Source organism: Mediterraneibacter torques (assembly GCF_044591705.1).
GTDB classification, from domain to species: Bacteria; Bacillota; Clostridia; order Lachnospirales; family Lachnospiraceae; genus Mediterraneibacter; species Mediterraneibacter torques.
Window position 1 is genome coordinate 2,125,594 of the sequence record NZ_CP172594.1, and the last position, 13,741, is coordinate 2,139,334.

A 13,741-nucleotide genomic window follows, 5' to 3' on the forward strand; every position below is an offset into this window, starting at 1 on the left:
TCGCTACCACCTGTTTTTTATAAATTCATATGTTTCCCGCTCAGTCTTTAGTATCTCTTCCACTGTCGGATCTGCAATATTTTTATGATTTTCCATACACGCCGAAATAATCTCCGGAATCTCAAGATATGCGATCTGTCTTCCGAGAAACATTGCAACAGCACGCTCGTTTGCCGCATTAAACACAGTCGGAAGAGAACCGCCTTTTCTCCCGGCTTCATACGCAAGCTTCAGTCCGTAAAACGTCTCCATATCCGGCTTCTCAAAAGTAATCTGCGAAAGTGTGGAAAAATCAAGACGATCTCCCGGAAGATACCTTCTCTCCGGATAATAAAGCGCATATTGGATCGGCAGTTTCATGTCCGGTGTTCCAAGTTGAGCGATCACCGCACCGTCCTCATATTCTACCATAGAATGAATAATGCTTTGAGGCTGTACGACAACTTGGATCTGATCGACCGAAACGTCAAAAAGCCATTTGGCTTCTATCACTTCAAGACCTTTATTCACCATTGTAGAAGAATCGATCGTAATCTTCTGTCCCATCTCCCAGTTTGGATGTTTCAAAGCATCTTCAACTTGTATACCGGTAAGTTCTTCTCTTTTTTTCCCGCGGAACGGTCCGCCCGAAGCAGTCAATAATATTTTATGGAGAGCTTTGCGCTGTCCCCCCTGAAGCGACTGAAAAATCGCGCTGTGTTCACTGTCTACAGGAAGGATCGACACTTTATATTGTTCCGCCAGCGGCATGATAATATGCCCTGCCGTCACAAGTGTTTCTTTATTTGCCAGCGCAATATCCTTTCCGGCTTTGATCGCCTCGATCGTCGGCAGGATTCCGATCATACCTACAATCGCAGTTACAACAATCTGTGAATCTTTCCAAGATGCAGCGGCAAGCAATCCGTCCATCCCGGATAAGATCTCCACATCCAGATCCGCAGTCTTTATTTTCAGCTCTGCGGCTTTTTCCTCATTCCACACTGCGGCAATCGACGGTTTGAATTCCCGGATCTGTTTTTCCAGAAGTTCAATGTTATTTCCCGCAGCAAGCGCCGTGATTTTTATATCTTTGTTTGTTCTTACAATTTCAAGCGTCTGGGTTCCGATCGAGCCGGTAGACCCTAAGACAGCGATTCTTTTCATATCTTTGTACCTCACTTCTGCATCTGTCCTGTAACATATCGCCCGTAAACTTATCTTCCGGCTTCATAATGCCCTTATGTCTTACAATAAAACCGCAAGATAATATATGATCGGAGCAGTAAAAATGACACTGTCAAAACGATCCAGAATTCCTCCATGACCCGGAATCAGTTTCCCGTAATCTTTAATATTATGATAACGTTTGATCGCCGATGCCGCCAGATCGCCGATCTGGGAAATTGCGCCGCCGACTGCACCGATCACTGCATAAGAAACGATACTCGCCCCTGCATTTCCCCAGTGGTTCACAGCTAATGCATAAAGCACACCAATCAGGGCTGCGCCTGCAATTCCTCCTATCCCGCCTTCTACGGATTTTTTCGGACTCAGAACCGGAGCCATCTTATGCTTTCCGATGAGCATGCCTACACAGTATGCACATGTATCGCATCCCCACGAACAGATAAACACAAGCCATACGGTAAACACTCCTCCCGGAAGCATTCTTGTAAGGTAAATGTAAGACAGCATTACCGCTACATAAAATACTCCGAAAAATGCCGCCATGATCTGCTGTGTATTATATTTCGGATAAGAAAATACAAGCACTGCCATCTGGCAGATCAAATACGCCATAAAAAGCAGCATAAACCATGTATGTTTTTCTCCCGGGAGATATTCTTCCATATAAATAAGCGCATAATACCCGAAAGCAAAAATATAACCGACAATTCCCGGCGCTTTTTTCTCAATGCCAAACACTTTATAAAGTTCTGACATTCCGATCAGGCTGATCGCGAAAAGAACCGTAAATAAAACTTGCCCTCCGGCAATCACTGTCGTCAATGCAATGATCATCAGCATAATGCCGCTCAACAACCGTGTTTTAAACATAGATTACGCCTCCTCAACTTTGCCGAATCTTCTGTGTCTGTGGTTATATTCTTCGATTGCTTTTACAAGTTCTTCTTTTGTAAAATCCGGCCAGGGCACATCCGTAAAATAAAATTCCGAATATGCAAGCTGCCAAAGAAGATAATTCGACAATCTCTGCTCCCCACTCGTTCGGATCATCATATCTGGATCCGGAATCCCATGAGTATCTAAATATGTCTCAAACACCGATTCATCAATCTCTTCTGCTTTTATCTTTCCTTCTGCACAGTCTTTCGCCATTTTTTGCGCTGCCCGTGTCAGCTCATCTCTGCTTCCGTAATTCAAGGCAATCGTAAAATTCAGACCGCCGTTGTCTGTGGTAGCAGCTTCTAGCTCGCGAATCCTGCTTTTGATATCGTCATCCAACGGCTCAATATCTCCGATCACACGGATCTTCATATCATTCTTGGCCGCTGTTTTCAAGCATGTTTTCATATAATTACGAAGCAGTTTCATAAGAGCCGCAACTTCATTTTCCGGGCGGCTCCAATTTTCTGTTGAAAATGCATAAACCGTCAGATATTTAATTCCCATACGCCATGCCTCTTCACAGATTTTCTCCACATTTTTGCTTCCCTGTGCGTGTCCGTAGTTTCGCGGCATCCCCTTTGCTTTCGCCCATCTGCCATTTCCGTCTAAAATAATTGCTATATGCTGCGGTACGTTCATCTTTTCTTCCTCTCTATACGAAAGGGGGCTTACAATCAAAGCCCCCAGTTTTTGTAACGGCGTTAAGAATCCGATTACACAGTCATAATCTCTTTTGTCTTTACCTCGACCATCTTATCAATCTTTTCGATATATTTATCCGTAATCTTCTGAAGATCGTCTTCCAGATCTTTGATCTCATCTTCCGAAACTTCCGTTCCTTTTAACTTCTTAAACGCTACATTTCCGTCACGACGGATATTTCTGACAGCCACTTTCGCAGCCTCTCCTTTTTTCTTCACATCTTTTGCCAGTTCTTTTCTCCGATCCTCCGTAAGTTCAGGGAATACGAGGCGAACCGTCGAACCGTCATTAGTCGGATTGATGCCGAGATCTGACATAAGGATCGCTTTCTCAATCTCTTTGAGCATGCTCTTTTCCCACGGCTGGATCTGAATCATCCTTGCTTCCGGGACAGATACGTTTGCCACCTGTTGGATCGGTGTCGGCGATCCGTAATAATCAACTGTCAATTTATCAAGAACATGTGGATTTGCGCGACCGGCTCTGATCGTAGCTAATTCTCCGTCAAGATTATTGATCGTTTTTGTCATCTTTGAATCATATGTCGTCAATCTTTCATTCATATTTATATCCTCCTGCAAATTTTTTATAACGCTTATACAGTCACTTTCGTTCCCGTAAAGTTTCCGCTCATCGTTTCCACAATACTGTTTTCCTCGTTCAAACCGAATACAAGCATCGGCATCTTATTTTCAAGGCAGAGAATCGATGCTGTAAGATCCACCGCGGCAAGTTTCTGATCGATCACTTCCTGTATGGATATCTCGTCATATTTGACCGCTTCCGGATTCACTTTCGGATCGCTGTCATAAATACCGTCTATCGCCTTTGCAAGCAGCATCGCGTCCGCTTCAATCTCGATCGCTCTTAATACCGCCCCTGTATCTGTTGAAAAATACGGATGTCCCGTTCCTCCTGCGAAAAAGATCACTTTTCCTTCTTCCAGCGCCGCTACTGCCGCATCTTTTGAGAATAATGACGTAAACGAACCGCATACAAACGGCGTAAACACTTCTGTTTTCATCCCGACATAACGGAAAATATCAGATACATAAATACAGTTCATCACCGTTGCCAGCATTCCGATCTGATCTGCTTTTGTCCGGTCGATCGTCTCGCTCGTCCTTCCCCTCCAGAAGTTGCCTCCTCCGGTCACGATCGCCACCTGAATGCCATCCTCAGTCAGTTTCTTTACCTGCTCTGCAACTTTAATACAGGTTGCCTCGTCAAAACCTGTTTTTTTATCTCCCGCGAGCGCTTCTCCGCTCAGCTTTAACAGTACTCTTTTCATATCGTACTCTCCTTTGTTTTCTTCACATTAACTATTTAAAATCAATGCTGACCTAAAATGAAGTATAACATAAGTTTTTCATTTTGTCATGTACATATCCCGCATCTCGTTCATCTGCCATAACCGTCAGTTTATCGCCTGCCATAAGGCATGTTTTTCCTTTCGGAATAAACTCTTTTCCGCCTCTGTCTACCGCGACAAGAAGGCAGTTGTCCGGCAGATCTATTTCCATGACGGTGCGGTTTTCAAGAGCAGAACCTCCCATGATCACAAACTCGCTCAGCACTTTCTGCCCGCCCGCATAAACCGGCTGTTCTTCCTCTTTTTCTCTTTGCAGCAGATTTGCCAGAAGGCTTTCATAAATCGGTTCAGATCTTACCAAAGTTGCAGTGACATATGCAGTCACCGAAACAAGTGCAAGAGAAAGCATCTGACTTACCGAGCCGGACATCTCAAACAGAAGTATGATCCCTGTGATCGGCGCACGAACGATCGCCGTGAAAAATCCGGCCATTGCCAGTAAAACGAAATTATTCATATACATCGGATCTAAACCGAAGATTTCCGTTCCTGTCATAGAGAAGATTCCGCCGACCATTGCGCCTAATATCAGAAGCGGAAAAAAAATTCCGCCAGGAGCGCCGGATCCGAAACTGACTGCCGAAAACAGAAATTTCACAAGAAACGTAATGATCGCAACTTTCAACACCATCTCTTTATCCGTCAAAGCAACGATCAGATCCCCTCCGCTTCCAAGTACCGAAGGCATGCAAAGTCCAAGCACTCCCGCCGCCGAAAACGCGATCATAAGACGAGTCGTCTCGTTTAAAAATTTCGGTCTTTTATAAAGTTCCTGCGCTTTTAGCATTACCTTATTATAGAGCGCTCCCATCAGACCTAAAATCACTCCCAACACAAGGATCATCCAATAATAATTCTGGGGAAGCGTCTGTTCCAACTGAAATCGGAACACCGGATCAAGCCCCATAATATGAGACGATATATAATCTGCCGTAACCGAAGCTGTCATAACCGAAATAAGCAGACTTGTCGAAAACCCTTTGTGCAGTTCTTCCAACGCAAACATAACGCCTGCCAAAGGAGCGTGAAATGCCGCAGCCAGTCCGGCGCTCGCCCCACACGTCATCAAATACCGTTCTTCTGTTTTCCCTCTGCTTAAAATCCGTGATATTCCCTGTCCGCTCATCACTCCAAGCTGTATAGACGGACCTTCCCTGCCAAGAGACAGTCCGCCGAACAGACAAAGAAATCCTCCCGCAAACTTAGCGGGCAGAACTTTAAGCCAGTTTTGATTCAATTTTCCAAGTATTTCACCTTCAACCTGCGGTATTCCGCTCCCCGATATCATCGGTTCCCATTTTATCAGTTTCCCGACAAGCACTGCAAGCAGCATCAAAACAGCAAACCATCCCGCAATCCGCAGTGGATTTCCTTTTATAAACGCCAGCGCTTCACCAAGCCATTTTCCCGCACAAGTAAGCGCGATTCTGTAAAGGAGCACGATCAACCCTCCGACAGCTCCTACGAGAAGTCCTTCCCCGATCAATATAACAGGAAAACGCTGCGCTCTTTTTATTGTATGCGATGTATTTCTTTTCATTTTATCCTCATTTCTTCCATTCCTTTTTTCTACAGTTCCGACAAAAAGCCGTAAAGATCATCGAAGATCTTCCCGAAAATATTTCACACCAGAAATATAGACACAATCACAGTGACAATACCGCATATACCGATTGCAAGTCCGCTCATCGCGCCTTCCACTTCCCCGATCTCAATCGCTTTCGATGTTCCTACCGCATGGCTGGATGCCCCTATGGCAAGTCCTGCCGCAACCGGATCAGATACCTTAAATAATTTTATAAGAAGGGGCGCAAATATCCCCCCTAGTATTCCTGTTCCGATAACGGCGGCAACCGTAATCGGAACGACGCCGCCTGCCGGTTCTGATATGCTCACGGCAATCGGGGTTGTTACGGATTTCGGCAGCAAAGAAACTGTCAGACTTTTATCCAGTCCGAATAACCGGCACAGTCCGTAAACACTTCCCATAGATGCCAAAGATCCGGCCGTGCAGCCGACAAGAATCGGAAGCCAGTACTGTTTGAGTATCTGTATTTTTGTATAGATTGCCACTGCAAGGCAGGCAGTTGCCGGAGCGAGGAACATATTAATAATCTTTCCTCCCGCATTATAATCTTCATAGGGTATTTTAAAAATAAGAAGAACCCCGACAATAAGAACAATGGCAATCACCAATGGATTACAGACAGGTGTTTTTAACTTTTCATTTAATTTCACCCCGATTCCGAAGGCTAGAACGCTTAGCGCAATTCCAAAATACGGTGAAGAACACAATTCTCTCATTTTTCTCCGCCTCCTGACTGTAGATTTTCTGGTTTCCTGCTTTTCATCAAACGGAGTGTCAATTTCACGCTCCATGCAGTCACTGCAAATGTAATAATTGTAGAAATAATACAAACAAAAACTAACTGTACAATCGAATGTTTCAGCACATCAAAATAATTCATAATACTTACGCCCGCAGGAACAAAAAAGAACGCCATATTTCCGAGAAGAAAATCCGCCTTTTCCTGAATATGTTCTATCTTTAAAACTCCGGTAAACAGGCATAAAAAAAGAAGTATCATTCCGATCACACTTGCCGGAAAGGTAAAAGGAAGCAGTTTCTCTATCACAAGGCTAAGCCAGCATACTGTAAAAATGATCCCGATCTGTCTAATGATTTTCATTGCATCAACTCCTTAATTGTTCTTGATCGCCTATCATTAACTCTACTAAAATACCACTGTCTTTGCAAGACTGTCAATGTCGGGCGCTATTCTTTAAATCTGTTCATATATCATTTATCTGCACATTAAAAGGCGAAAAAAGAGATAGAAATAAAAGAAATATGCAAAAAAAATCATTGACATTCTTTTTTTTGTATTCTATGATACTATTAGTTTCGCACTTTAAACAGTTAAAATTTTGCAGTATGAAGTTGAACGCTTTTGTTCTTCCCTTCGCTGCCGAAAATATTTTTCATAATACAGGGAGGCATTTTTATGATTATCGTACTGAAACCACATTCAACAGAAGAAACTATTACACGTGTAGAAAATATGGTCAAAAACCGGGGACTCGACACACACATCGTCCGCGGTACAGAGATGACGATCATCGGATGTATCGGAGATACAACGCTGATCGACCCACGACTCTTTGAAGTTGACAGTTCCGTAGATAAAGTTATGCATGTTCAGGAACCTTACAAACTTGCCAACCGCGCGTTTCATCCCGAAGACTCCGTGATCGACGTCTCAGGAGTCAAAATCGGCGGAGGACATATGGGATTGATCGCAGGTCCTTGTTCTGTAGAATCTTTTGATCAAGTGCTCGAGATCGCAAAAGCCGCAAAAGCCGCCGGAGCTAATCTTCTGCGCGGAGGAGCATTTAAACCGAGAACAAGCCCGTACTCATTTCAAGGGTTAGGTCTTGACGGACTGGAGATTCTCTGTCAGGTCAAACAAGAAGTCGGTCTTCCGATCGTAACAGAGCTGATGTCTCCTGAATACCTCGATGTTTTCAATGAGAAAGTAGATCTTATTCAGATCGGAGCCCGCAATATGCAGAATTTTGATTTATTAAAACAGCTCGGTCAGGTAGACCGTCCGATCTTATTAAAACGCGGTTTGAACGCTACCTACGAAGAATGGATCATGTCAGCCGAATATATTATGGCTTCAGGAAATGAAAACGTTATCCTGTGCGAGCGTGGTATCCGTACATTTGAAACATATACAAGAAACACTCTTGACTTACAGAGCATTCCTGTACTTCGCAAAAAGACACATCTTCCTGTTGTAATCGATCCTAGTCATGCAGGAGGAAAATGGTGGCTTGTAGAACCGATGGCAAAAGCTGCCGTAGCGGCAGGCGCAGACGGTCTGATGATCGAAGTTCACAATAATCCGGAGTGTGCTCTTTGCGACGGAGCACAGTCACTGAAACCGGAAAAATATGACACACTTCTCAAAGAAATAAAACTAATTGCCGAGGTTGTCGGAAAACAGCTATAAAAGGAGATTCTATGAAACTAACAGTCAATCTGAAGGAAAACTCTTATCCGATCTATATTGAAAACGGGATTTTAAATCGCGCGGGAGAATACATCGCCGATCTGTTTCACGGACAGCGTATTATGATCGTCTCCGATGACAATGTATTTCCACTGTACGGAAAACAATTATGCGATTCCCTTTCTGGCTACGAGTGTCATTCTCTCGTCCTCCCTCATGGAGAACCGACAAAAAGTTTCGACACACTTCCGAAAGTCTACTCCGCAATGCTTGACGCAAAACTGACCCGAAGCGATCTTGTGATCGCTCTCGGAGGCGGAGTGATCGGGGATCTGACCGGATTTGCGGCATCTACCTACTTGCGAGGAATCAAATGTGTGCAAATACCGACTTCTCTTTTGGCACAGGTAGACTCATCCGTCGGCGGCAAAACCGCCGTAGACCTTCCTCAGGGGAAAAATCTTGTAGGCGCGTTCTTCCACCCGAAAATGGTGCTGATCGATCCTCTTGTACTGAACACACTGCCTGATCATTTCATCCATGACGGCATGGGCGAAGTGATCAAATATGGCTGCATCAAAGACTCCGGGTTGTTTGATCTTCTCCTTTCTCATTCTTCATTTGAAGATCTCAAACCGGATCTGCCAAAGATCATTGCCAGATGTGTTGATATCAAACGGATCGTTGTAGAAGCAGACCAGTTTGATACCGGAGAGCGGATGCTTTTAAATTTCGGTCATACACTGGCCCATACGATTGAACAATATTATCAATATGAGCGGGAAAGCCATGGAGAAGCCGTCGGAATCGGCATGTATCAGCTTACGAAAATGTCAGAAAAACGCGGCCTTACCGCAAAGGGATGCGCTGAAAAGATTCGGAAAGCTTTAGATATCTACAATCTTCCGACAAGCTGCAAATTGACTGTTTCCGAACTGATCAAAGCGATCTCCCTTGATAAGAAAAACTTAAACGGACACTTAAACCTCGTCCTTTTAAAAGAAATCGGCGACAGTTATATTTATCCTACAAAAATCGGTTTTTTTGAAAACGAGTTGAACACATTTATGTGAGAATGTTGTACCTATAGTCTTCATAAACGAATAAACTTTTACATAACGACAAAAATAAAGCAGGAGATGCCGCAAATCAACAGCGCATCTCCTCTATTTTTATATCTTTTATATCTTTATTTTTTATATCTTTGTTTTTAATATTTTTTTAATATCTCCATTTTATATACTTGCTTTTACATACTTGCTTTTATTCTTTTTCCGCCATTCCTTTATACACTTTCTCCGCCGTGATCGGAAGCTCCCTCACAATTACTCCGACTGCATTTTGAACTGCATTTGAAATTGCAGGAGACGGAGTATTGATAACGATCTCTCCAATGGATTTTGCGCCGAAAGGTCCTGTCGGTTCATAACTGCTCTCGAATTCCACACGGATCTCTCCGACATCAAGACGGCTCGGTATTTTATACTGCATAAAGGAATTACTGTAGTTCTTTCCTTTTTCGCTGTAAATGATATCCTCATAAAGCGCCATTCCGATTCCCTGGGCGATTCCCCCTTCAGTCTGCACTCTTGCAAGATTCGGATTAACGACCGTTCCGCAGTCTACAACAGCGGCATAATCGATTGGTTCAACAACTCCCGTCTCTTTATCGATCTCCACTTCTGCAATACCGACCATGAACGGCGGCGGAGATACAGGAGAAGAAAAGGCTTCTGTTGCGGACAGCGGCGCGTTGCTGCTGCACATTACTTTGTTTCCTATTTCTTTTCTCGTTATCTCTTCTTTTGTTTTCAGATTGACAACTTTTTCTCCGTCAAACTCCACATCATCAGGACTGCATCCGAGATATTCCGCCCCTCTTTCGCATATCTTTTTCCGAAGTGTCTCACACGTTTTCACAACTGCCATTCCCGTAACATATGTCGTACTGGATGCGTAAGATCCGCAGTCATACGGGGAATTATCTGTATCTACTCCATGCACGACAATATCTTCCATCTCACACTCAAGACATTCTGCAGCCATCTGTGTCAGTATCGTATCGCAGCCCGTTCCCATATCGGTCGCCCCGATCATTAAACTGTAAAATCCGTCATCGTTTACTTTAATTTCAACCGCGCCTGTATCTACTCCCGAAATTCCCGATCCCTGCATCGCCATAGCAACGCCGACACCGCGGACTTTTCCGTTTCCACAGTCATAACAGGGATATTTTTCATCCCATCCTATCATTTCTTTCGCACGTTCAAGACATCTGTCGAGAGCACAGCTTCTCGTCGTCTCCCCATAGTAGGCAGGCATCATCTGACCTTCCCGCACCATATTTTTCGCTCTGAGAACGGTCGGATCCATATGAAGTGTCTGTGCCAGTTCATTTACCGCAGACTCTAAGGCAAAAATACCTTGTGTCGCCCCATATCCCCTATAAGCTCCCGCAGACATAACATTTGTATACACTACGTCATAACTGAACCGAAACGCTTCTGCGCTTCCGTAAAGAGGAATCGATTTATGCCCGGATAACCCGACCGTTGTGGGGCCGTGTTCACCGAACGCGCCTGTATTTGACAATGTATACAGATCAATCCCTTTGATATTTCCCTCTTTATCCGCTCCTAAACGAACATGGATTTCCATTTCGTGGCGAGGTGACGAAGCGATCAGAGACTCTTCTCTTGTGTAAATAATCTTTGCCGGTTTTCCTGTTTTCCATGTAACAAGCGCCGGATAAATCTCCGAAACCGACGTCTGTTTTGCCCCGAATCCGCCGCCAATACGCGGCTTTATAACACGGATTTTATGCTTCGGAATATCAAGCGCATTTCCGAGAATGCGGCGGACATGGAAAGGCACTTGGGTAGAAGATACAATATTCAGCCTTCCGTATGCATCCATATATGTATATGTACGAAATGTTTCCATCATCGCCTGCTGATTTGCTTTTGTATGGTATACCCGATCGATCACATGGTCGCAAGATGCAAGGACTGCATCTACATCTCCGCTCTCACTTACGTCATGAGCACACAAATTACGTTTGTTATCCGCTCCGACAGGACAAAGACTTCTCCAGTTTTCTTCCGGATGAACGAGGATCGGATGATCTTTTGCCGTTCTGAAATCTAAAACCGGCTCCAATACTTCGTATTTTACTTTGATCAGCCTCATAGCCTGCTTTACAACCGCTTCCGAAGTTCCAGCGACGATTGCGACCGCATCTCCTACGAACCGGATTCTCTGATCAAGAATAAGCCGGTCGTACGGACTTGGCTCAGGATATGTCTGACCTGCCAGCGTGAAACGTTTATTCGGACAGTCTTTATATGTAAGCACACATTCAATTCCCGGGAGCGCCTCCGCACGTGTAGTATTAATCTCTTTGATCAGCGCATGAGCATGAGGGCTTCTTACAAGCTTTACGATTAAGCTGTCTGAAGATGCGATATCATTTGTATATACGGCGCGTCCTGTCACGAGCGCTTTTGCGTCAACTTTCCGGATTCCTTTATTTACAACACGCATCTGCCGCATCGTTTCTCTTATTTCCTTGTTCTCACTGCACACATTCTGTCCTTCTGCCATGTCTACTCCTCCTTTCCGCCTTTTTTCTCTGCATTTTTTACTTCTATATATTTTTTAATCGCGCGAAGCTGTCCCATATATCCCGTGCAGCGGCAAAGATTTCCCGCAAGGTATTCTTTGATCTCGTCCAATGTCGGGTTCTGAAGTTCTCTTGCCATTGCGAGCACGTTCATAATAAATCCCGGAGAACAGAAACCGCACTGCTCCGCTCCTTCATCTGCCAAAAATTCTCCGAACTGCGCAGCCTCTTTTTCAACGCCTTCCAAAGTCGTAACGCTCTCTCCCTCGATACTTGCGGCAAGAACCGAGCAGGAAAGGCGGGATTTTCCGTTGATCCAGACTGTACACAATCCACAGTTTGTCGTCTCGCAGCCGCACTTTACGCTCTTACATCCGAGATCTCTCAACACATTTAACAAAATCGTATCTGCGCCAACTTCTGCTTTTACCTGTTTGTCATTTAAAACGAACTGTATCTCCATTATATTTCCTCCGATAAAATCGACATTATTTCTCTCTTGATAAGGACCTTTGCCAAATGCTGTCTGTACCCGGCGCTTCCGCGCATATTTGTACCGTACTTAAATTCTGCCGCTGCCAAAGCCGCATATTCCTCGATTTTCTCTAAAGACGCATCTTTTGCGACAGACCATTTCTTTTCGATCATATCTGCCTTCATCGGTCTTGCGCCTACCGCAAAATACCATGTCTCCTGCCCGTTCGCTTTCTCTCTTGACACTGAACAGGCGATCACAGGGAAATCCGTCTTCGTCTGACGGATGGAATCATAACGGAACTGTCTTTTCTTCTTCTTAACAACTATGAAAAGAAGCAGATCATTATCCGGTTTTTTCTTTGCAAATTCAGCTAAGCAGATTCTTCCTCCGTCATAAAGTTCTACATATGTATCCAGTGCCAAAAATGCAGTTAATACGTCTGAAAAACCGAATCTTCCGTAAATGCTTCCTCCAACCGTCGCCTGATTCCGAAATTGAACTCCGACAATGTGACGCACAGCCTCCTCTATTCCGTCTCCGCATAATTTTTTAACTGCTTCGCTTTGCTCGATCTGACGCAGCGTACACATTGCTCCGATTCGTATCTCATCTTCCGTTTCTTCTATTTGATCCAATCCTAAACCTGAAATATCGATCAATGTTTTCACTCTTGCATTTGAAAGGCGCATCCACATCATTCCGCCCATGATCCTGCTGCTGCGCGCCTGATTTAATTCATATGCTTCTTCCGGCGTTTTCGCCTTTACATAATTTCCAATCGTAAGCACAATCGTTCTCCTTTCCTGATACATACATAACAAAGTGAGCTAACATACCTCAACGCCCTCCTTCCCTTACTCATAAAGGGCTTGGCCTTTGCGCGCCGCAGAGCGGCAGACTTCCTCGATGCGGCATACACATCCTCCCGGAGGGTTTTATGCTGTAAGAAATTAAAATTTGCTACAGCATAAAAAAAGTGCAAATGAAAATCTTGTCATTCACACTGCAGATGTATATATTTTACCATGAAATAATTTGCTTGTCAAAGAGCAAAACAGTTGACATCATTCCACGTGGGTGTTATGATTTTTTTATATTAGATGAAGCGTTTTGTATAACTCATTTCAGGTTCGCAAAACAATTTTTTTCATATAATAACTAATAAAGGAACGAGATAGAGGTCGCATTTTTCATAAGTACGATGACGGATGTATTCAAGAGCAGAAGAACTCATCAGAAAGGGGAAGATGCCGAAAGGATATGGAGACTTGAACCCTTTTCCTTGGGCATGTCGTCAACAGCGCCATGACTGTCATCGCAAGATGGAGAGCTATCGAAGTATACCGTAAAGTATATTTTGAGACGGCGCATCCTGCCGTTTCTTTTATTTACGCAAAGCACTATCAAACGAACGCAAACATTTAAGGAGGATTTAA

The 13,741-nt window shown here is 44.1% G+C and carries 13 protein-coding genes and 1 riboswitch; of the genes, 2 read left to right on the top strand and 11 right to left on the bottom strand.

The genetic code is table 11. The features are described from left to right. Nucleotides 1-3 precede the first annotated feature (3 nt). The 8 genes from dxr to ACH9UM_RS10095 form a co-directional block, all read right to left on the bottom strand. The gene (gene dxr / locus ACH9UM_RS10060) at nt 4-1,146 is read right to left on the bottom strand and encodes a 1-deoxy-D-xylulose-5-phosphate reductoisomerase (protein WP_004846278.1); all 1,143 of its coding nucleotides are present in this window, start codon (nt 1,144-1,146) and stop codon (nt 4-6) included. A gap of 81 nt (nt 1,147-1,227) precedes the next feature. Further along, nucleotides 1,228-2,040, bottom strand: a complete 813-nt coding sequence (locus ACH9UM_RS10065; RefSeq protein WP_004846277.1) for a phosphatidate cytidylyltransferase — start codon at nt 2,038-2,040, stop codon at nt 1,228-1,230. Nucleotides 2,041-2,043: 3 nt separating this feature from the next. Continuing rightward, entirely contained in the window at nt 2,044-2,787 is a 744-nt protein-coding gene (locus ACH9UM_RS10070) for an isoprenyl transferase (protein ID WP_256125589.1), read from the bottom strand. A 38-nt stretch (nt 2,788-2,825) separates the two neighbouring features. Then, nucleotides 2,826-3,377 carry a ribosome recycling factor gene (gene frr / locus ACH9UM_RS10075; protein ID WP_004846275.1) on the bottom strand — a complete coding sequence of 184 codons (552 nt, stop codon included), beginning with the start codon at nt 3,375-3,377 and terminating at the stop codon, nt 2,826-2,828. 32 nt (nt 3,378-3,409) lie between these two features. Beyond that, complete coding sequence (gene pyrH / locus ACH9UM_RS10080) at nt 3,410-4,105, bottom strand: UMP kinase (protein ID WP_004846274.1); 696 nt, start codon at nt 4,103-4,105, stop codon at nt 3,410-3,412. Between the two features lie 52 nt (nt 4,106-4,157). Next, on the bottom strand, nt 4,158-5,726 hold the full coding sequence (locus tag ACH9UM_RS10085; RefSeq protein WP_009243437.1) for a ClC family H(+)/Cl(-) exchange transporter: 1,569 nt from the start codon (nt 5,724-5,726) through the stop codon (nt 4,158-4,160). Nucleotides 5,727-5,809: 83 nt separating this feature from the next. After that, nucleotides 5,810-6,490, bottom strand: a complete 681-nt coding sequence (locus tag ACH9UM_RS10090) for an LrgB family protein (RefSeq protein ID WP_004846272.1) — start codon at nt 6,488-6,490, stop codon at nt 5,810-5,812. Continuing rightward, on the bottom strand, nt 6,487-6,876 hold the full coding sequence (locus tag ACH9UM_RS10095; RefSeq protein ID WP_004846271.1) for a CidA/LrgA family protein: 390 nt from the start codon (nt 6,874-6,876) through the stop codon (nt 6,487-6,489). The genes ACH9UM_RS10090 and ACH9UM_RS10095 overlap by 4 nt, the downstream gene beginning before the upstream one ends. Before the next feature lie 315 nt (nt 6,877-7,191). On the opposite strand from ACH9UM_RS10095, the gene aroF reads away from it, so the two are divergent. Both aroF and aroB read left to right on the top strand, forming a co-directional pair. Then, complete coding sequence (gene aroF, locus ACH9UM_RS10100) at nt 7,192-8,205, top strand: 3-deoxy-7-phosphoheptulonate synthase (RefSeq protein ID WP_004846270.1); 1,014 nt, start codon at nt 7,192-7,194, stop codon at nt 8,203-8,205. An 11-nt stretch (nt 8,206-8,216) separates the two neighbouring features. Then, entirely contained in the window at nt 8,217-9,278 is a 1,062-nt protein-coding gene (gene aroB, locus ACH9UM_RS10105) for a 3-dehydroquinate synthase (protein WP_004846269.1), read from the top strand. A 190-nt stretch (nt 9,279-9,468) separates the two neighbouring features. On the opposite strand, the gene ACH9UM_RS10110 is transcribed toward aroB, so the two are convergent. The 3 genes from ACH9UM_RS10110 to ACH9UM_RS10120 all read right to left on the bottom strand — a co-directional run bounded on the left by ACH9UM_RS10110 (nt 9,469) and on the right by ACH9UM_RS10120 (nt 13,093). Next, the gene (locus tag ACH9UM_RS10110; protein ID WP_044998050.1) at nt 9,469-11,748 is read right to left on the bottom strand and encodes a molybdopterin cofactor-binding domain-containing protein; all 2,280 of its coding nucleotides are present in this window, start codon (nt 11,746-11,748) and stop codon (nt 9,469-9,471) included. A gap of 62 nt (nt 11,749-11,810) precedes the next feature. Then, entirely contained in the window at nt 11,811-12,290 is a 480-nt protein-coding gene (locus ACH9UM_RS10115) for a (2Fe-2S)-binding protein (RefSeq protein WP_004846267.1), read from the bottom strand. After that, the gene (locus ACH9UM_RS10120) at nt 12,290-13,093 is read right to left on the bottom strand and encodes a xanthine dehydrogenase family protein subunit M (RefSeq protein WP_044998049.1); all 804 of its coding nucleotides are present in this window, start codon (nt 13,091-13,093) and stop codon (nt 12,290-12,292) included. Before ACH9UM_RS10120 ends, ACH9UM_RS10115 begins: the two co-directional genes overlap by 1 nt. A 379-nt stretch (nt 13,094-13,472) precedes the next feature. After that, nucleotides 13,473-13,646, top strand: a riboswitch (Lysine riboswitch). Nucleotides 13,647-13,741: the final 95 nt, after the last annotated feature.

Coding starts and splice junctions, on each gene's coding strand:
- dxr (WP_004846278.1), bottom strand. CDS start 1,146: ATGAAAAGAATCGCTGTCTTAGGGTCTACCGGCTCGATCGGAACCCAG.
- ACH9UM_RS10065 (WP_004846277.1), bottom strand. CDS start 2,040: ATGTTTAAAACACGGTTGTTGAGCGGCATTATGCTGATGATCATTGCA.
- frr (WP_004846275.1), bottom strand. CDS start 3,377: ATGAATGAAAGATTGACGACATATGATTCAAAGATGACAAAAACGATC.
- pyrH (WP_004846274.1), bottom strand. CDS start 4,105: ATGAAAAGAGTACTGTTAAAGCTGAGCGGAGAAGCGCTCGCGGGAGAT.
- ACH9UM_RS10085 (WP_009243437.1), bottom strand. CDS start 5,726: ATGAAAAGAAATACATCGCATACAATAAAAAGAGCGCAGCGTTTTCCT.
- ACH9UM_RS10090 (WP_004846272.1), bottom strand. CDS start 6,490: ATGAGAGAATTGTGTTCTTCACCGTATTTTGGAATTGCGCTAAGCGTT.
- ACH9UM_RS10095 (WP_004846271.1), bottom strand. CDS start 6,876: ATGAAAATCATTAGACAGATCGGGATCATTTTTACAGTATGCTGGCTT.
- aroF (WP_004846270.1), top strand. CDS start 7,192: ATGATTATCGTACTGAAACCACATTCAACAGAAGAAACTATTACACGT.
- aroB (WP_004846269.1), top strand. CDS start 8,217: ATGAAACTAACAGTCAATCTGAAGGAAAACTCTTATCCGATCTATATT.
- ACH9UM_RS10110 (WP_044998050.1), bottom strand. CDS start 11,748: ATGCGTGTTGTAAATAAAGGAATCCGGAAAGTTGACGCAAAAGCGCTC.
- ACH9UM_RS10115 (WP_004846267.1), bottom strand. CDS start 12,290: ATGGAGATACAGTTCGTTTTAAATGACAAACAGGTAAAAGCAGAAGTT.